Source organism: Planktothricoides raciborskii GIHE-MW2 (assembly GCF_040564635.1).
GTDB classification, from domain to species: domain Bacteria; phylum Cyanobacteriota; class Cyanobacteriia; order Cyanobacteriales; family Laspinemataceae; genus Planktothricoides; species Planktothricoides raciborskii.
Map to the genome: position 1 here is coordinate 2,588,347 of NZ_CP159837.1, position 19,470 is coordinate 2,607,816.

15 protein-coding genes are annotated in these 19,470 nt (G+C 42.5%); 10 read left to right on the forward strand and 5 right to left on the reverse strand.

Translation table 11 applies throughout. The features are described from left to right. Positions 1 to 25: 25 nt before the first annotated feature. Positions 26 to 631, reverse strand: a complete 606-nt coding sequence (locus tag ABWT76_RS10935) for a DUF4126 domain-containing protein (RefSeq protein ID WP_054469315.1) — start codon at positions 629 to 631, stop codon at positions 26 to 28. Between the two features lie 471 nt (positions 632 to 1,102). Between ABWT76_RS10935 and ABWT76_RS10940 the strand changes: the two genes are divergently transcribed. Both ABWT76_RS10940 and ABWT76_RS10945 read left to right on the forward strand, forming a co-directional pair. Then, positions 1,103 to 2,359, forward strand: coding sequence for a family 10 glycosylhydrolase (locus tag ABWT76_RS10940; RefSeq protein WP_190878308.1), 1,257 nt, complete (start codon positions 1,103 to 1,105; stop codon positions 2,357 to 2,359). Positions 2,360 to 2,605: 246 nt separating this feature from the next. Then, positions 2,606 to 3,199, forward strand: a complete 594-nt coding sequence (locus tag ABWT76_RS10945) for a TerD family protein (protein ID WP_054469313.1) — start codon at positions 2,606 to 2,608, stop codon at positions 3,197 to 3,199. 135 nt (positions 3,200 to 3,334) lie between these two features. Here the strand turns inward: ABWT76_RS10945 and purB are convergent, their stop codons facing one another. Further along, positions 3,335 to 4,630, reverse strand: a complete 1,296-nt coding sequence (purB, locus tag ABWT76_RS10950) for an adenylosuccinate lyase (RefSeq protein ID WP_054469333.1) — start codon at positions 4,628 to 4,630, stop codon at positions 3,335 to 3,337. Positions 4,631 to 5,040: 410 nt separating this feature from the next. Between purB and ABWT76_RS10955 the strand changes: the two genes are divergently transcribed. The 5 genes from ABWT76_RS10955 (at position 5,041) to ABWT76_RS10975 (ending at position 11,731) form a co-directional block, all read left to right on the forward strand. After that, a complete protein-coding gene (locus tag ABWT76_RS10955) occupies positions 5,041 to 6,672 on the forward strand; it encodes a serine/threonine-protein kinase (protein WP_197285384.1) in 1,632 nt (543 codons plus the stop codon). Between the two features lie 459 nt (positions 6,673 to 7,131). Further along, positions 7,132 to 7,260 (forward strand): hypothetical protein, encoded by a 129-nt coding sequence (locus ABWT76_RS10960; protein ID WP_255353256.1) that lies wholly within the window; start codon positions 7,132 to 7,134, stop codon positions 7,258 to 7,260. Between the two features lie 28 nt (positions 7,261 to 7,288). After that, a complete protein-coding gene (locus ABWT76_RS10965) occupies positions 7,289 to 9,397 on the forward strand; it encodes a serine/threonine-protein kinase (RefSeq protein WP_354636087.1) in 2,109 nt (702 codons plus the stop codon). A gap of 325 nt (positions 9,398 to 9,722) precedes the next feature. Further along, a complete protein-coding gene (locus tag ABWT76_RS10970; protein ID WP_054469311.1) occupies positions 9,723 to 11,012 on the forward strand; it encodes an AAA family ATPase in 1,290 nt (429 codons plus the stop codon). Then, positions 11,006 to 11,731, forward strand: a complete 726-nt coding sequence (locus ABWT76_RS10975; RefSeq protein WP_354636088.1) for a hypothetical protein — start codon at positions 11,006 to 11,008, stop codon at positions 11,729 to 11,731. The genes ABWT76_RS10970 and ABWT76_RS10975 overlap by 7 nt, the downstream gene beginning before the upstream one ends. 39 nt (positions 11,732 to 11,770) lie before the next feature. Here ABWT76_RS10975 and ABWT76_RS10980 read toward each other — a convergent pair whose 3' ends face one another. Further along, a complete protein-coding gene (locus ABWT76_RS10980) occupies positions 11,771 to 13,477 on the reverse strand; it encodes a DUF262 domain-containing protein (protein WP_354636089.1) in 1,707 nt (568 codons plus the stop codon). 140 nt (positions 13,478 to 13,617) lie between these two features. On the opposite strand from ABWT76_RS10980, the gene ABWT76_RS10985 reads away from it, so the two are divergent. The 3 genes from ABWT76_RS10985 (at position 13,618) to ABWT76_RS10995 (ending at position 18,190) form a co-directional block, all read left to right on the forward strand. Next, positions 13,618 to 14,526, forward strand: coding sequence for a substrate-binding domain-containing protein (locus tag ABWT76_RS10985; protein WP_354636090.1), 909 nt, complete (start codon positions 13,618 to 13,620; stop codon positions 14,524 to 14,526). 3 nt (positions 14,527 to 14,529) lie between these two features. Further along, positions 14,530 to 16,497 (forward strand): ATP-binding protein, encoded by a 1,968-nt coding sequence (locus ABWT76_RS10990; RefSeq protein ID WP_354636091.1) that lies wholly within the window; start codon positions 14,530 to 14,532, stop codon positions 16,495 to 16,497. Positions 16,498 to 16,969: 472 nt separating this feature from the next. Further along, entirely contained in the window at positions 16,970 to 18,190 is a 1,221-nt protein-coding gene (locus ABWT76_RS10995) for a glutathione S-transferase family protein (protein WP_190878315.1), read from the forward strand. A gap of 304 nt (positions 18,191 to 18,494) precedes the next feature. On the opposite strand, the gene ABWT76_RS11000 is transcribed toward ABWT76_RS10995, so the two are convergent. Together ABWT76_RS11000 and ABWT76_RS11005 are read right to left on the reverse strand one after the other, a co-directional pair. Beyond that, positions 18,495 to 18,944, reverse strand: coding sequence for a DUF29 domain-containing protein (locus ABWT76_RS11000; RefSeq protein WP_190878317.1), 450 nt, complete (start codon positions 18,942 to 18,944; stop codon positions 18,495 to 18,497). 86 nt (positions 18,945 to 19,030) lie between these two features. Continuing rightward, positions 19,031 to 19,411: a nucleotidyltransferase domain-containing protein gene (locus ABWT76_RS11005; RefSeq protein ID WP_354636092.1), complete on the reverse strand. Its 381-nt coding sequence runs from the start codon at positions 19,409 to 19,411 to the stop codon at positions 19,031 to 19,033. Positions 19,412 to 19,470 lie beyond the last annotated feature (59 nt).

A 19,470-nucleotide genomic window follows, 5' to 3' on the forward strand; every position in this document is an offset into this window, starting at 1 on the left:
AATTTTTGCCCCATTTATGTCTTACTTAATCCGGTTTTTGCTTGTGGTGACGAGGATGTTGTTTAACTCCTTGATGCATATACCAGCGATACCACTGTTGGGAACTGCGAATCGCTAACCACAATAATAATAAGGCAATAATTGCTCCTTCCCTGGGGGCATCAAAAGCTAATAAGACGAGAGAAATACAGAGAATATCTTGGGCTAAAATTGCCCAAAAAGGTAGTCGTCCCAAACGATAAAACCAGCCGACTTGAACCAGTTGCAATACTAAGGCTAATAGTCCACCGACTACCCCAATAATTGCAATCACAAATCCTGGGGCATCCGCATCTTCTCCTACAAAGGTTAGTTGCGCGATCGCCATACCCATAATTGCCCCAACAAATGGACTACAAACCAACTGAACCGTTTGTAACACCCGTTGCCCCAATAGCTTTTTTGAGGCAAATAGTTCAAACAATGACCAGCTTACCAATACGGCAATTACCACTTGGGGATGAAGCTTTGACAATAAAGGGACTCGTGACCAAAGATCCTCATTTTGCAACAAACCAATTAAAAGTAAAGGTAGGGCAATTCTCATACCCCCCGCTGCTGCTGCCGAAAGTGCCGCTAAGAGTCCAATCATAGAATTTTTGCTGGTATTGTTGCTAAGAATATCAGGGAAGTTGCCAAAGATTCAATTGCCAATACAATCAAGCCTTTCAGATTTTGAAATGTTGACTTTTATTACAAGTTGCCAGTCCTTAGCATCGGCTGATTTATATTGATTCTGTATTTATGCTAACCGATCGCCTCTAACAACTGAAGCGATCGTTAAACTAAGGGGTGAGACTCCTGAATGCTGACAATGCTGGCGATCGCGCCCAACCCCAGAAAACGGGGTGGTTAATTTCGCTCATTTATCTCTCCCCCTGCCGACCCAGCAACATTCCGATGATGATGCGATCGCTTCATTTCTTGATTCTTTGTTTACATTAATCTAGCCACGCAATCAAACCACAAACTTATGTCAATTATTTTATATTAATGATATAATCATACCATAAACTCACAAAAAAACAACTTTTTATCCCCCAGCAACCAGAATCATCAAACCATGAAAAATCAAGAAAAAATCGTCAAAAAAAAGCCTAGTGGCTGTGGATGTAGTAATATTCCTATTTCCATCATCCTCATTTTCATTGGCGGCGGTTATTGGTTATTTACCCACCAAAAAGATTTTTTAACCAACCAACTTTTTGCTTTAGTGCAACAAATCCCGATTCCCGAAGAAGTTCAACCGTTTCTTGCCGATATTACGGCGAATATCCCTACTGCCAAACCATCAGAAAAAACCCCAGAAAGTCAAACAGCCACTCAAACCCAATCACCGCCACAAATATTAGCGAATGACCCCCAGCCTAACGCAGAAAAACAACCCAAAACGATCCATAAAAAAGCTGTAAATCCGCAGGCTGGAACTACCTGGGAAAGCAAAATTATTCGCGGGGTTTATATCAGTCGTTATGCCATCACCAATAATACCGACGAAAAAACGATTAGAGAACGAGTCCGTTATTATCACTCTCAAGGAATTAATACCATAATTCATGGGGTTTGGGGCAATGCTTGCACTATGTACAATAGCCAAGTAATGCAAAAAACTTTAGGTTATGAAAGCTGTCCCAATGAATTTCAAGATCGCTGGTTAGATTGGTTAATCGATGAAGCCCATAAACACGGGATGCAAGTTCATGCTTATTTTGAAAAAGGGATAAAAATTGATGAAAATAGTCCGGTTTTTGACTTGGCTGTTGCCCGGAAATGGATTGTCCCCGGGGTGGATAGGACTCATCCCGGAGTCGATCATTATGTCCTGGATGTGGAAATTCCCGAAGTAGGAGAATTTTTTAAAGATATCCTAGTGGAATTTGTGAAAAAATACCCCAAAATTGATGCGGTGCAGTGGGATGATTATCTGGGTTATTATGCGGAACTGCCGGGAAAAGTTGACCGCACTGCCAGTTTAACTAAGTTTGTGGAAGAGATGATTGCTGAGATGAAAAAAGCGAATCCTGCTGTTAGCTTTGACCTTTGTCATCATAATCCTTATTGGGCGAAACAATATTTTGCCGCTGATTGGGAAAACTGGAGTGTAGACCGTGTGTTTATCCAAGTTTATAGTGAGGAAAATTTTGCTCAAGAGTTAGGTTATGTTAAGCAATCAAATGGCATCGCGATTACAGAGCGACAATTTCAGCATTTAGAGAGTTTAGTCAAAGATCCAGAAGTCCAGAGTATTTTGATTTTCCCTCTTTCTGGGAAACCAGAAGAAGCGATCGCTCAGGTGAAAAAAATCACCGATAAGTTTTAAAGTTTACCCCAAGCTAGAGGAAATTCAGCTTAAAATAGGCATGAATAAATTATTATATATCAGAAACAATATAGCGGTAGCAATGCGGATCAAGTACAGAGGTTTCCTGGATTCCCGCATATAGCGCTGACGCACATGGTTCCCTAACGGGGGAATCACAGGTTTTTTTGTATTTGTACTTCAAAATAACTCCGAAAATTGCTATAAACTATTGAAAGCAGTAATAATCAGACCAAGATTCAAACAATGATGAATTCTGTTAGACCAATAAAACATGAATTGAGCCATTTTACCCGACTCAAATGTGGTTTAGGGTGGGATATGGCAGTGGAAGATGATATGGAAGATGATGCCAAAGATGATGTGGAAAATGATATCGATCTCGACTTGGTGGCACTCTGTTTAGATGACAGCGGTAAATTACCTCGCGGTAAAATGGATTTCATCTATGCTGCTCATCCCAAACATGACTCAGGGGCAATTATTCTTTCTAATGATAATTTAACCGGAGCGGGGGAAGGCGATGATGAGAATATGTCGATCAATTTGAACCAAGTGCCAAAGGCGATCGCGCAGATTATCTTTGGGGTAGCCATTGACTCTGGTGCCGATTTAAAACAAGATTTTAGTGAAGTGAAAAATGGGTTTTGGCGACTATGCGATCGCTTCTCCGGGCAGGTACTCATTCACCAATCTTTATCTAACCCGGAATGGGTAGGAAAAACCGCCTTACTGACAGCGACTTTAAAACGCCAAGAAAACGGTTGGTTATTAATCCCATTAGGGGAAACAATGACCATCGATCATCTGAATGAATTGTTATTTAAATATAGCAATTAAACCTCAAATAAGTCAATTACATAAATTAACCAAAAAGACACAAAGAACACAAAGATTGTATAACTTTAATTATCTTACTTTGTGTCCTCTGTGTCTCTGTGGTTTTGTTAGTTAAATCCCCAAATAAATCCGCAATTAAATCCCCAATCGCTGATAAATTTCCTTGAGATTTTTGAGTTGTTGCTGTGGATCAAAGCAAGCCTCGATCGCCTCTGGGGTGAGTTTTTCCTTCACTCTGGGATCTTGGCAAATCAGTGCATGAAAATCACCATCAAGTTTATTCCAGGCTTGATGAGCACAAGATTGCACGATCGCATAAGCTTCCTCGCGGCGCATTCCTTGACCAACCAGGGCTAACATCACCCGCTGACTGAACACTACACCGCCGTAAACATTCATATTGCGCTGCATATTGTCGGGGTAAATCAACAGATGTTTCACCAAATCAGTCATTTCCACCAACATAAAATGAGTCAGAATACAGGCATCCGGCAGCAGCACCCGTTCTGCGGAACTGTGGGAAATATCCCGCTCATGCCACAAGGCCACATTTTCCAAAGCGGTCATGGCATAGCCGCGAATTAATCGAGCCATCCCGGTCAGCCGTTCTGAACGCACGGGGTTGCGTTTATGGGGCATTGCCGAAGAACCTTTTTGTCCTTTAGAGAAAAATTCTTCAACTTCCAACACATCGGTGCGTTGCAAGTTGCGAATTTCCACGGCAAACCGTTCAATGGAGGCCGTCAACAAGGCCAAATGTTGCACAAAGTCCGCGTGAATTTCTCTGGAAATCACCTGAGTGGAGGCGATATCTGGTTCGAGTCCTAGTTTTTGGCAGGCGATCGCCTCAATTCTGGGGTCAATATTGGCATAAGTTCCCATTGCCCCGGAAATTTGACCCACAGAGATACGTTTCCGCAGTTGAATCAGGCGATCGCGGTGACGCAACACCTCCGCCAACCAACCGGCTAACTTAAACCCAAAAGTAATCGGTTCCCCATGAATTCCGTGCGATCGGCCAATCATCACCGTATCTCGGTGTTGTTGCGCCTGATAGCGAATCGCTTGAATCAAATCTTCCAGCACTTCCAGCAACAGATTCAGACTTGCCACCATTTGCAGGGTCAATGCTGTATCCAACATATCGGAACTGGTCATGCCCAAATGGATATAGCGTCCCGCATCCCCCACGTATTCATTCACATTAGTGAGAAATGCAATCACATCATGGCGGACTTCCGCCTCAATTTCCTGAATCCGCTTCGGGTCAAAATTTGCTTTTTGTTTAATTTCTTCAACCGCTGCCGCAGGAATATATCCGAGTTCAGCTTGCGCCTCACAGACGGCAATTTCCACTTGCAGCCAAGTTTTTAACTTATAGGTTTCTGTCCAAAGTTCGCCCATCTCGGGCAGGGTATAACGCTCGATCACGCGCTGGCAAAAGGATCTAGACAACCTTTCCATTGTAGTACGCCTTTAGCCCAGCGGCCATTCTAGTTGTTTAATCTTAATAAGATTTTATTTGTTGTTTGTTGTTTGTTGTTTGTTGTTTGTTATTTGTTGCTTGTTATTTGTTATTTGTTATTTGTTTGCCGAAATTCCCTATATCTATCGATTGGATCTTCCTCGTCTTTACCCTCCATCAAAGCCAAAAAATCAGCAATTCCTAGAAACTGGGTTTCTCAGAAAAATGCCTGAATTTTAGCCAAGATTTTATTCAGAAACCTGGTTTCTCGCACAATCCGACCACCAGCAAATCACACAAACTGACCACTGCTGACCGGAATATGCCTGTGATACAATCCCCTGTAGCCTCTTACCCCCCTTTTTTTCTTAAAATAATGATTGGCACCATCCTAGAAAATCGCTATCAAATCCTCTCAGAGTTGGGGAGAGGTGGATTCGGCATCACCTACCTTGCCGAAGACATAAAACTGCCCACTCCTCGTAAATGCGTCGTTAAACAACTCTCCACCTCTGACCTGCAACCGCAGGTTTTGCCAACAGCCAAAACCTTATTTCAAAAAGAAGCCGCCACATTACAACATCTGGGAGAACACGATCGCATTCCCAGATTGTTTGCGTATTTTGAAGCTGGGGGACAATTTTACCTCGTACAGGAATTTATCGAAGGCGATGATTTAGCCCAAGAAATCTATCCGGGAAAAATCCTGAGTGAAAAGCAGACTGTTGCACTGCTAATTGAAATTTTAGAAGTCTTAAAATACGTTCACCAACAAAACGTCATTCATCGCGATATCAAACCGCAAAACATTATGCGCCGCAAATCCGATGGCAAAATTGTCTTAATTGATTTCGGCGCTGTCAAAGAGATTCAAGGTCTAGCTGTCACCTCCACCGGACAAACCACCAGCACAATTGCGGTGGGAACTCCCGGATATATGCCCCACGAACAAGCCGCAGGGAAACCTAGATTTTCTAGTGATATTTATGCCTTGGGGATGATTGGAATTGAAGCCTTAAGTGGCATTCCTGCCAGTCAATTTCCTGAAGATCCATCTACCGGCGAAATTGTCTGGAAAAATCAAGTTAATGTCAGCCATCAATTAGCTCGAGTTCTCGATAAAATGGTCTCCTGTTATTTACCGAGAAGATATCAAAGCGTTGACGATGTACTCTTAGAACTTAAGGAAATTAATCAACCGGCGCAAACAGGAGTGACTCTCGCGATCGCCCCCCGCGCTCATTCTCCATCCTCTACATCAATATCTCCAAGCAAATCTCCAACTCATTATCCCTGGGGTCTAAGTTTGGGGTTATTCGCCGGGGTTTTTTTCGTGATTGGCTTTGTGTCTATCATTGCCAATGTGCCGAAATCTCCGAAAACCCCGGCCCCGGATGTGACGCCCGCAACCACACCGAGTCGGACAGCAGGACCTAGCTTGAAACCAAGACCGACCTTAACGGAACAACCTGCTCGAATTAAAGAACCAACTCCAACGGCAGAACCGGCACCAGCCCCAGAACCAATCCCAACGGTAGAACCAATCCCAACGGTAGAACCGGACTGGAGCGAAGAACCGATGCCAACGGTAGAACCGGGTGCGATCGAAGAACCGATGCCAACGACAGAACCGGGTGCGATCGAAGAACCGATGCCAACGGTAGAACCAGTCCCAACGGTAGAACCGATGCCAACGGTAGAACCGGGTGCGATCGAAGAACCGATGCCAACGGTAGAACCAGCCCCAACCCCGGAATCTACCGCACCAGTGGCGCCCCCAGTGACAGAACCGGCACCAGCCCCGGATGGGGTTGGGACAGAAGCGGCACCCGTCCCGGAATCTACCGCACCAGTGGCGCCCCCAGTGACAGAACCGGCACCAGCCCCGGATGGGGTTGGGACAGAAGCGGCACCAGCCCCGGAATCTACCGCACCAGTGGCGCCCCCAGTGACAGAACCGGCACCAGCCCCGGAATCTACCGCACCAGTGGCGCCCCCAACACAGTGAACCAGAAACTGGTTTTCTGCCATAATCTCTGCATTCCGACCCAAATCTATCAAACTGTTAAGAAACGTAAAAAATTATGAATTATTTTAGAGATGACTCGATCGGGAAGAAATATCGGCAATTCAACTGATTAAATCTGGTGCGATCGCATAAAGTATCAACAAAATAGACAATTCTCGCAAACAGGACGGATCGATCCCCCAACCCCCCGATCAAAGGGGGGCTTTTTAGCTTGGAAAAGCACTCTTGTCTAAGATAAACTCGCAGTAAGATCAAAAGTAAGATCGAAGAGAATCAGGGTCAAGGCGATCGCCCCTCAGAAAGTCCAGAAAGCCAAGATACAGAACTGCCAGCCTCGACAACGGGACAACAACGGGACAAAAGCGACAATCATGCGATCGCCTATCTAAAATTAGGAGCACAAATAAAATATCCACCAATAGCCGATGATGATTCGGTTTGCTGACCCCCAGGGTTGATGCCCAAAGGTTTATACTCAAAGAGGATGAATCTAGTTCCGTGAAGAAATTCAGTGGAGTGGGCGATCGCACCGGACACTGGGCAAATTTGGCAGAAGATTTATCATAGACAATATCTAAAGCAGGGAAAAGCTATTATGACATACTGTATTAATCCTGATTGCCAGAATCCTGCAAATTCTGACCACGCTGAATTATGTCAGAGTTGTGGCTCGAAATTGCTGTTAAAAAACCGCTACCGGGCGATCGCGCCTTTGGGGAAAAGTAAACTCGGCAACACCTTTTTAGCCATAGACCAAGATCAACCGTCCCATCCCCCTTGCGTCATCAAGCAATTCATTGACTCTGATGCCAAACCTAACAAGACTGGGGCATTTCAAATCTACGCCGAACAGCTTGCAGAAATCGGCAAACATCCGCAAATCCCCTCATTACTCGCCTCATTCGAGCAAGAAGGCAGTCAATATATCATCCAAGAATATATTGAAGGACAAAATCTGGAGCAAGAATTAACCGAAGCAGGCACATTTAACGAAAGCCAAATTCGCAAACTACTTTATGATTTGCTCCCAGCGATCGATTTTGTCCATAGTTTCAATCTGATTCACCGGGATATCAAACCAGAAAATATCATTCGCAGCCACCAAACCAATCAACTCATCTTAGTTGATTTTGGTACAGCGGAAACTTATAACCGTTTTCGCCAAATTAACCCGGGTACAGTCACCGGATCTGCCGAATATGCAGCCCCGGAACAAACCAAAGGCAAAGCGGTGATTGCCAGTGACTTTTATAGCCTAGGGCTAACTTGCTTGCATCTGCTCACGGGACTTTCAGCCTTTGACCTCTTCGATCCCAAATCAGAAACCTGGGTTTGGCGGGATTATTTGAAAACCCCCGTCAGTCTTCAACTTGGGCAAATCCTGGACAAAATGGTTCAACGGGATTGGAAGCTGCGCTACAATCGGGCCGAGACGATCCTCAAAGACCTGAGAAAAGTATCCCTGCCCTCGTTACCCGTCACTCAAAATACTCGCTTAGTCACTGCGATCGGTGGGGCAACCGTAGCCCTGTTATCTCTCCTGGTGACAACTCGTTTACCTTCACCAGTGCCACGAACCACCATCACAACTGAACCAGTCCCATATTCGGTTCTCGAATACCACAATCAGCCGCCAAAGGATCACAGCGTCAAGCCTTATTACTCTTCTGACAATCTGCCACCAATGCGGACTTTGGCCACTACCTCCGGTCCGGTCTGGTCTGTGGCGGTCAGTCCCAATGGCAAAACCATCGCCAGTGGCAGTTGGGACGGCACCATTCAACTGTGGCACGTCAGCATCGATAATGCCCGAATTCCCATCCAAACTTTAGCAGGGCATACGGGGGCCGTTTGGTCAGTGGCGATTAGTTCTGATGGCAAATTGTTGGCCAGTGGCAGTGCCGATCAGACCGTCAAAATTTGGGATTTGCGGACTGGGGAATTGTTGAAAACTCTCAAAGGCCATGATGCCGGAGTGTTTTCTGTAGCTTTTAGCCCGGATAACTCTTTAGTCGCCAGTGGCAGCTTTGATAAAACAATTAAGCTGTGGAATATCGATCAGAACAAATCTGAACATTATCCCGAATCTTTCAAAGGATATGCTCACGAATATGCCAAAGGATATGCTCACGGATCTTCTCAGCAATATTCTCAGCAATATTATGAGAAATATTCCTCAGAATATCCAGAATATTCTCAGGGATATCTCCAGCAAACTTTAGTCGGTCATACCCAAGAAGTGCAATCCGTTAAGTTTAGTCCCGATGGTCAAACCCTCGCCAGTGGCAGTACCGATGGCACGGTGAAACTCTGGAATGTCAACACGGGTAAGGCTTTTCGCACTTTGTCCGGTCATACGGATTCAGTTTGGTCAATTGCGATCGCCCCTGATGGCAAAACCCTCGCTAGTGGCAGTTGGGATCGCACGGTCAAACTCTGGAACTTGGAAACCGGAGAACTTCGGCGGACTCTACACGGTCACGCCAAGCAAGTTTATTCAGTCGCCTTTAGTCCCGATGGTCGCACCTTAGCCAGTGGGGACTTAAATGGCACTATTAAACTGTGGAGTACACGCAATGGTTGTCAAAAAGGCACCCTTAAAGGTCATACAGATTCCGTAGAAATCGGGTTTTCTGCGGATGGAACAACCATGATTAGCGGCGGTTTTGATGACACTATCAAAATGTGGCGTTTAGATCCTTAATTATGGGATTTTCTGTGTAACTTTTGTTCAACAAAATTAGGACAAATTTAAAAGCGATCGCTTTTGTTTTCTTCGGGAGCAGAGGCGATCGTTTTTTCTATTCAGGCTCAGGAATCTAACAGGTTATTATTAAAAGATGTTACATTTCTGCCTGAGCGACGGGGGATGATGATATATTTCAATTGTCATATTTATGAACTACAAAAAAACCTGTCATTCCCGCGCAGGCGGGAATCCAGAAAACCTCTGTACTTCATTGGGACAATAAACGCTATACTTATCTAGGCAATTGGATATATCTTAGATTATAAAATTTAAATAAATTATGGCAATTCTGAATTCCATTAAAACTCAAAATTATAAAAATTTAGTCGGGGAAATTAAACTCAACAAGCTGAATATTTTTATTGGTTCTAATGGTTCGGGAAAAAGCAACTTAATTAATTATATACAATTCCTGAAAAATTGCATCACTCCAATTTGGGATCCAGTCAGGGGAGTGAGTAGCTTTGAAGATGCAATTTCTATCTTAGGTGGAAATCGAATTTTAGATAATACGGTGGCGAGTCCCGCGTATATATTATTTAACTATAGTTTTTCTAATCTAGATAGTTTTTCTAAACTAGATCGCCGTGACAATGACACGGTTAATCTTTCTTTGAAACTCTGGGTTGACCAATCATTAATCAAATCAAGAGCTAATCTAGCCGAAGAAAATTTATCCTGCGATCGGGGGCTAGAACAACCTTTTTTCTATTATAAATTTCACGGAGAAGAAATTGGCAAAGGTTTAATTAGTATTTATGACGAAGAGCAACGTAGAACGAGGTTTGAAAGATTAGAAAATATTCCGATTAATACTTTAGGAGTAAATATCATTCCCAGTTTATTAGAAAATACTTCATTTACTCCGAAAAATACAACAGTTTATGAGGTGAGACGAGAACTCTTAGAATCTGTGGCTGATTGGCAATTTTATAATGCCAATAATATGGATTTACATCAAATCAGAACTTCAGAACCGAAAATCGGCTCATCGGATATTCATTTATCTTCATCCGGTGAGAATTTACCGTTGGTTTTTGAGAATTTAATTCAACAAAATATTGACTTTGAGGATAGTATTAATGAAGCGATGAAAGCTATCCTGCCCAAAACTCGTCGGATTCGACCAATGCGATCGGGTCAATATGGGATAACGATTGAATGGTATTTTGAAGGAATTAAAGAACCATTTTATTTAAGAGAAATGTCCGATGGCACAGTCAGAATGTTATGTTGGGCAGTGATTTTACATTCTCCTAAATTACCCTCATTATTAGTCATTGATGAACCGGAATTAGGCTTGCACGTTGCTTGGATGCGAATTTTGGCAGAGTGGATTAAAAAAGCTTCGAGAAACACCCAAATCATCATTGCCACTCATAGTCCAGATTTATTGGATAACTTTACCGATTGTTTAGAAAATGTATTGTGTTTTTCTTCTTCAGATAAAATCCATTTTTCCACAGAAAATTTATCACGAGAACATCTTGAAGAAAAACTGGCAGAAGGATGGGAATTGGGGGATTTGTATCGAATTGGGGATCCGAGTATTGGAGGCTGGCCGTGGTAGTTTGGGTATTTGCAGGAGGAGGGGAAGCGGAAGTCGCCGGTTTAATCCCATTTTTAGAAAAATGTTTTCCTCAATGTGTATTTAAACGGAAAACTCCCGCTAGGCAAAAACCGGGGCCAAAAGCCAATCAACCAAATCGAGGTTCTACCAGTGGTTATGGCAGAACTGGGGATAGTTTAATTGCACAAATCAACCGAGAACTAGCGATCGCACTCAGGAATGAGCCAGAGAGTTGTCAGCTTATTCTCGTTATTGATGACTTAGATTGTCGGAATTATCAATCGCAAAAACAAAAGTTTTTAGCGGCGATTAATCTCATCCCAAATTGTGCAACAATTCCTAAATTTGTAGCTTTTGCTGCTCCCGAATTAGAAGCTTGGATTATTGCCGATTGGGACCATTCAATTGCAAAATATACAGATTTTCGCCGCAGACATGAACAGATGCGTTGGTGGCTAAGTCAACAATGCCACGTTCCTTTTGACGCTCCTGAATCATTCAGCACTTATGACCCGTCACGAGATAGTTGCGAAGAAAAATTATCAGATTTGTTGATTTTATCAACCACGAGAATCGATGATAGTAACATCGAACAACCCCCTTTCTCCAAAAAAAATCATACTCCTGAACTGTTAAAGATGCTGAACCCAGAAGTGATTCAGAAAAAGTGTCTTATTTTTAGAGAATTTTATAACTATATGCGGTATTTTTTCCGTTAGCAATCTTGATATTCTCTTGACTGAGCCTTGTTTTTCCGGTTAAGCAGAAAAGTCCGAGCGCCAAATATGCACTGCACGCTTTGCTAAATCATCTTGACGTTGAACTATAGTATCTATTGTCCATGCTTCTGCCAGAATATTCTTAGTTAAAGCATAAACACTTTGCGGATACTTGTTCTGCTTAAGTGCATAAACCTCGTTACCTATTTCCCGATTAAAATTTGGCTCCAATGGCGTTAAATTACCGAGGCGATAAACCATCTCTTCTATCTGATTATCGGAGAAATGTTTTCTCCAAGCATCGTTGGGTGATTCCGGTAAAATATGCTCGATGGAAAAACTATCTTCATTAATATCGGTTCGGTTTGCCGCATCCATCTCCAGTTTCCCCAGAATATATCGCACCAGTTTTTTCTTTTGTCCCTTGGTCGAAATTGACAGCAAAGCAAAATCTTGTTTAAACTTCTGATCGGAAACATAAATCGGACGTAGCCGTTCAAAGACTTGTTTAGGGGTGGATATCTCACCCTGGTTAATAGCGATCGCCACTTGGTTGTAATAGGATTCTAATTCATTAGGATTCAGACCACTGACCACCGTATAGCGAAAGGAAATCACCGCCACAAGTTTAAGCAGTCGGGTAAAGTTATCCGCCGAAAGCTTAGAGTAAGCCGCGAATAAAGTTGGATAAGCTTGCTTGACTTTAAATAACTCTAATTCGCGGATATAATATTTATTTTCTGGGGTGTCTCGCCAGAATTCATCATTAGCATTTTCCAGGGCAATAAACAAACTACTATAATTTTCTAATTCATCAAGTAAGTCAAAGGCTTGTTGAGCATTTTTCACCGATGCCCGGACGAGTTTAAATAGCCTTTCCCGTCTCACCCTCGTCGCTTTTAAACTCAGATAATAACGCAGAAACTCTGGAAATTTTTCCATCTGCACTGTATGGATAATTCGTCTCCATTGTCTTTGGGCTTCTGCCAAGTCATCTGGCCCTTGGAACAGAGAAAATAAATAATTTTTTAGTAAATACGTTGAACTGAGTTCAATGCCTCTAGCATTTAAGGTTTCAAACACTGTATAAGCGTTTAACTCATTTTCGACGTTAATTTGAATAAATAGCAGTTGTTTGGCGATGGTGTCGGTCAAAAAAGTGGCTAATGTTTCGCCGGTATTTATCACTTCTTCAACCGTCTCTAGCTGCCGATAAAAGTATTCAAATGCTTGCCAAATGAGTTGATTAGATTTAGCCAAAGCGCGAATATTTCTAGGTTTACGGAGATTAATTAAGTTACTTTGATAGAAGTCATTGTTATTTTGATTTAACCGTAATTTACTGGAGTAGCGGAGGGAACGCGGGTCGCGATCGCCCAGATAGGTGCGTTTGAGGATTTCTTGGCGATCGCGGTTAGCTTCTGGGTCTTGTTCGCGATCGATTAGGGCTTGAATTTTGTCAATTACCGCAATGGCAATCAGACTAAAAGTGGCTAATCGTTGTTGTCCATCAATAATCGTAAACTCTCGATCGGAAGTCGGGGAGCTTTGTAACACAATTGCTCCCATATAATGACTAGACTCCTGGTTAGTATAAAGTGCCATAATATCTTGCCAGAGGTCTTCCCAATTTTCCTCTGTCCAAGAATAATCCCGCTGAAAAATGGGCACTTGATAAATTTTGCCATTACCGATAATTTCCCCAAAGTTCGTAGTCCGAGTATCGAGTAAATTAATCCGCGCCATATCTCTAATTAAAATATCTGCTTAAAATAAATAAAAGACTGCCAATATCCAAAATATCATAATTTAGCAAAATATAGCAAAATCTAGGTAATTTCGCCTGAAATGAGGTATAATAAAAAGTTAGTCAGCTAAGATTTTTTATGCGGAAATTTTACTCTGGTACGCTTTTCTTGGTCAGCGCGATTCGCTTCGCGATCCCTGTGGGAATCGCCCTCGTGCCCCTGACCAGTTGTACTCCCAGCCCTAATTCAGAAGCTACAGCCCCATCTACCACCCCGAAAACTGAGCAACAGCAGCAAATAATTCGCGCCAGCGGTGGTAGTAGTACCATTGAGGTATTGCAGCTTTTAATGGATGCTTATACTAAAAAAGTAACGAATACCCAAGCCAATTTTTTGCCCGCAAGTCAATCAGAAAGTACCCTTGCCGGAATTCAAGCAGGATTACTGGATATTGGCAGCTTAAGTAAAACCCTCAAACCCACAGAAATAACTGATGATTTGGCCCAACGAGTCATTGCCCAAGACGGTCTAGTTGTGGCAACTAACCCCAGCGTTGAGGGGGTGACAAATTTAACTACAGATAATCTAAAAGCAATTTATAGTGGTCAAGCGAAAAACTGGCAAGAGTTTGGCGGGCCAGATGCCACCATTGTCGTCCTCGATCGCCCGGAAGATGAATCGGCAAAACGTCTTTTGCGAGAATATTATTTGGGCAAAGATTTAGTCACCTCACCGGAGGCGGTAATTCTCCGCAAACAAGATGAACTGGTCAGTGCTTTGCAAAGCACTCCTTATAGTATTGGTACTTTCTCTTTAGCGACTTCAATTTATGAAAAGGTGCCAGTAAATCACTTAAGCTTAAACGGGATTGCCCCGACCCTGGATAATATTAAATCGGGCAAATATCTGATGGTTCGCCCGATTAATTTGGTGTTTAAAAAATCTCCTGTCCCACAGGTACAAAGTTTTCTCGATTTTATTTCCAGTCCAGAGGCGATCGCATTGCTCACTCAGGCTGGTTATGCTCCTGCTAACGTGACCCCATGAACCATGAAACCACGCCGACCGATTCCGCGAGAGCGGATCGCTGCGCGAATCGCAGGTCTGCTCAAAATCCCGGTTGCCGTTAAACTATTTCTCCCTTTATCTGTCCTATTCATAATATTTTTAGGACTATGGACAACCGGAACCTATCTGTTTTTCCGCAAGTTTTTTGAGCAAAATTTGCGGCAGGAAACTGAGGCATTTACCTCAGTGCTTCTCAGCAATATTGAGCAAAGACAAAACCTATTGCAATCCAAAGCCTTATGGCTGGCTGATGGCAACAATATTTCCCCAGCAATTGAATCGAATAATCGAGCAATTTTGTTCAAAGAATTTTTGCCGATTCAAATGGGATTAAAACTCGATTTAATTCAAGTGATAGCCAACGATTCAGTGTTGGTAGATTTGCGTCAGCCAATTCTGACAGATATTCAACTCCAAGACCAAAAGGTGAGTCAAGCGGCTAAAGCTGGTTTAGAACTAACTGATGTGATGGCCGCCGAAGGTAATGCCCCTTCTGTTTTGATTAGTTTAATTTCTTTGAAAAATAGTGAAAGGGTAGTTGGTAGTATTATTGTTGGTTTTGCCTTTACGGAACAAATCCTGAATGAAATTCGCGGAGATACTCCAATACATTTGGTGGTTTTCCAAGGGTCACAAATTAAAACGGCCACTCTACCGATTTACGATCCAAATTGGCAGCCCCCCAGTCCCAATTCCCCGACAACTTACACCCAGATTGCCGGTCAGGGATATATCGTGAAAACTGTAACTCTGGGCAGTATTAGTGATGATCTAAAAGTGGTGATGCTGAATCCCACAGCCCCTTTAGAAGAAGCAGAAAATCGGTTGTTTTATACTATCAAGATTATGGCATTAATTGGCGGTGCGATCGCCCTTTGTCTCTGCTTTTATTTTTCTCGCTGGTTAAATCGACGCATTCGGATTTTAACCAATGCAATGCAACAATTTGCTGCCGGTAATTTAAGCATTCACATTAATATTGATAGCCCGGATGAAATTGGCATTTTAGCCGAAGGTTTTAATGCAATGGCAGAACAACTGACTCAGCGCGATCGGCAAATACAACATCAATTAGAAGAACTAAATCAAACTCTCAAAAAATTGCAAGAAACCCAAGCTTATCTGGTACAAAGTGAAAAAATGTCCAGTTTGGGACAAATGATTGCCGGAATTGCCCATGAAATTAATAACCCCGTTAATTTTATTCATGGCAATCTTACTTATGTTAAGCAATACACCGATGATTTACTGCAAGTGATTAATCTCTATGAAACCGAATGTCCTGATATTTCTCCCGAAATGCAAGAGGAAATCGCAGAAATAGAATTAGATTATTTAAAAGACGACTTGCCGAAAATCCTCCAATCCATGCGTGGAGGAACCGATCGCATTCGGGCAATTGTCCTGTCCCTGCGGAATTTTTCTCGACTGGATGAATCAGATTTAAAAGCGGTGAATATTCACGAAGGAATTGATAGTACCTTGCTGATTTTGCAATCCCGGTTGCATGAAAATTCCCAACGTCCAGAAATTGCTATTATTAAAGAATATGGTGAATTGCCCCTGGTGGAATGCTACGCGGGACAACTGAATCAAGTGTTTATGAATATTTTGGCGAATGGGATTGATGCCTTAGATAAATTAAGTTCTGAACGCAGTTTTGCGGAAAATCAAGGGGATCCTTTGTGGATCAAAATTTCTACAGAAGTGCTGCCAGAAAATTGGGTGAATATTAAAATTTTGGATAATGGTATAGGCATTCCCGAAGAACTGCGATCGCGCATTTTCAATCCCTTTTTCACCACCAAAGATGTGGGCAAAGGCACTGGCTTAGGGCTATCAATTAGCTATCAAATTGTGGTAGAAAAACATGGGGGAAAACTATTCTGTGAGTCATCATCAGACCGAGGGATTTCCTTTGTGATTTCCCTGCCCATCAAACATAATTAAATTGTGATTGTTTGTTGGTTATTTGTTGTTGGTTATTTGTTGAATAATTACCACCAGGACTTACCCTTGAATATCTTTAAATGTAGGGTGGGCATTGCCCACCAAATAATTAGGTGGGCAGAAATAAATGCAGACCATATCAGAAGAATGTCATTCCCGCGAAGGCGGGAATCCAAGGATTTACGGTGGGGAACGAAAAGTGCAATTAATTATGTTCACCTACTTATAATACTAATATAATACCATATATATCTGCAAGGTTTATAAGGACTTGTAGGGGCGAAGCATTCCCGCCGATAATTTATTGGTTATCACCCTGAATTGATGGCGGGAATGCTTCGCCCCTACAGAAATTTGTTGTTTACCCAGTAGAGAAGTAGGACTTACCCAGACCGGATTTTTTTGGTTAAATCATCTTGGCAAATTTCATTACACCAATTATAATTAATTATCTGATAATTTTAGGTGAACAATGACATCAAACCATAGCGCGATCGCTCCTTTAACTTGGGCAGAACTGCAAGCCCTGACAAACTTTGAAATCGATCTGGTCAACGGACCGACTAACCCTCAGTCTCTATTGCGTTTATTTGGCCATGCTGAATCCGATGTTCGGGTGACATTATATCGCGATCACCATGCTTGGTGCCCTTACTGTCAGAAAGTCTGGCTGTGGTTAGAGGAAAAGCAAATCCCTTATCGGATCAAAAAAGTCACGATGTTTTGTTATGGGGAAAAAGAGAGTTGGTATAAGCAAAAAGTGCCATCGGGAATGTTGCCCGCCCTGGAAATTGACGATCGCCTCATTACCGAAAGTGATGATATTTTAATTGCCTTAGAAGAGGTCTTTGGCCCCTTGGTTTTCGGAATGCAAGACTCCAGGGTTTTGGCGTTGCGACAACTAGAACGAATGCTATTTCGGGCTTGGTGTAGCTGGCTTTGCTATCGCCCCATTCCCTTCGATCGAGAACAAAAAAATCGCCGTCAGTTTATCGAAGTAGTGGCCAAAGTTGAGGCAGCCCTAGCCGCCACTCCTGGGCCTTATTTCCTGGAAGAATTTAGCACCGCTGACGTAATTTTTACCCCATACGTTGAGCGGATGAATGCCAGTCTTTATTATTATAAAGGCTATTCGCTGCGAGAAGAAAACCCCCGTTTATCCGCTTGGTTTGATGCGATGGAAACTCGCCCCACTTATCGCGGTACTCAAAGCGATTTTCACACCCATGCCCATGATTTACCGCCCCAAATGGGAGGATGTTGGGAAAATGGCGAACCGCAGACTTCAATTAATCAGCAACGGGTGGATCATGGCCCTTGGTTCGGATTGCCAGATGTGACTTATCCAGAACCGGAAAATTGTCGTCAGGAAGCTTTGCAACGAATTATTAAACACCGGGAAAATTTGACTAAAGTGAATCCCGCTGATTCGCAATTATTTGATGAAGCGTTGCGTTGTGCCCTGACTTTGATGATGACAGGAAAAGTCTGCCAACCCCCCGAAGGTGCGGATGAGGCTTTGCGCTATTTACGCGATCGCATTAGTGTCCCACGGGATATGTCTATTTATGCGGCAAAACATCTCCGGGAAGCTTTGGAAAAAACCGCAGCTAAGGCCGGCGATCGCCAGGGTCGTCCTCTTTCCACTCGCGATCGGCGCGATCAAAACCCCGCTAACTTTGGTAAAGTTTAAAAGCCTAATTGTATATCGACGAATACACCGAATATACCTGTAGGGGCGAAGCATTCCGTAGGGGCGAATGGCCATTCGCCCCTACAATATTCTAAGCAATAAATTATCTGCCGGAATGCTTCGCCCCTACAATATTTTCAGCAATAAATTATCTGCCGGAATGCTTCGCCTGTACAATATTCTAAGCTATCTGTAGGGTGGGCAAAATGCAAGCCCACCCTACGAAATCTAGCTATCTGTAAGGTGGGCAAAATGCAAGCCCACCCTACGAAGAAATATATTTACATCATAAAAATAATTCCAGTTAATTAGGCAACCAATCGATATCAAGTAATTGGTCAAGAGAATAAGGGCTGTCTGGGGGAAAATTTACGGTTTTTTGCGTCTTAATCTGAACAAAACCCAGGGCATCTTGATAAATCGAATTGAGTTCCGACTCTAAATAATTGCGGAGATTAGTCGTCAACCTGCGTTTTAACTGGATTCTAAAATTATAAATTTCTTCTTGCCAATGTAATTGATTATATTCTCGTTCAGACGGCCAGTATTCCAGCAATAATAAATGACGAATCACTTGTTCTAAAAGGCTGACCACAGCATTTTTCTTTTCCTTGCCCAAATCTTCCAACTCCTCAATTAAATTTTCCCAGTCTATTTCTTTGAATTGCTGATTTTTCAATAATTTAACGATTTCCTCTAGCCATTGAGAATCATCGATTTCATAGAGTTGTTTTAAATTCGTCAGAGTTATCATAACATTTATCTCTTTGCCTAAAAATCTGCTTAATGCTGACCTATTGTATTAGTAGGGTAGGCAAAATTTTGCCCACCCTACGAAATTTATAAACTAGAATATATGCTGCATCTCGATTCATAAATCACCCGACTTTCCTTTAAAATTGCCTCGCGGCGAATCCAATTTTCATCCGCTTCCACCACCGACTTTTCCACTAAATCAACCTGTCGCTGAAACAACTCTTCTAATTCTTGTTCTAAGCTGACAAAATCTAATAAGCTGAGGTGAACTTCTGAGGAAAAGGTAACGAGAACATCAATATCGCTATCTACACGAAAATCATCTCTTAATACCGATCCGAAAAGTCCTAACTCGACAATTCCTGCGCGATCGCAAAAACAGCCTAAAACTTCTGGAGTGATATTCAGTCTGGCGTATAGAACTCGATTGGGAATCTCTAAAGTTAATTTTTCGGCATTGCTCATAAAATTTACCCAAAAAATATTGCACTAATAATTAATATTTTACTCCTTTTTTCCCCAAG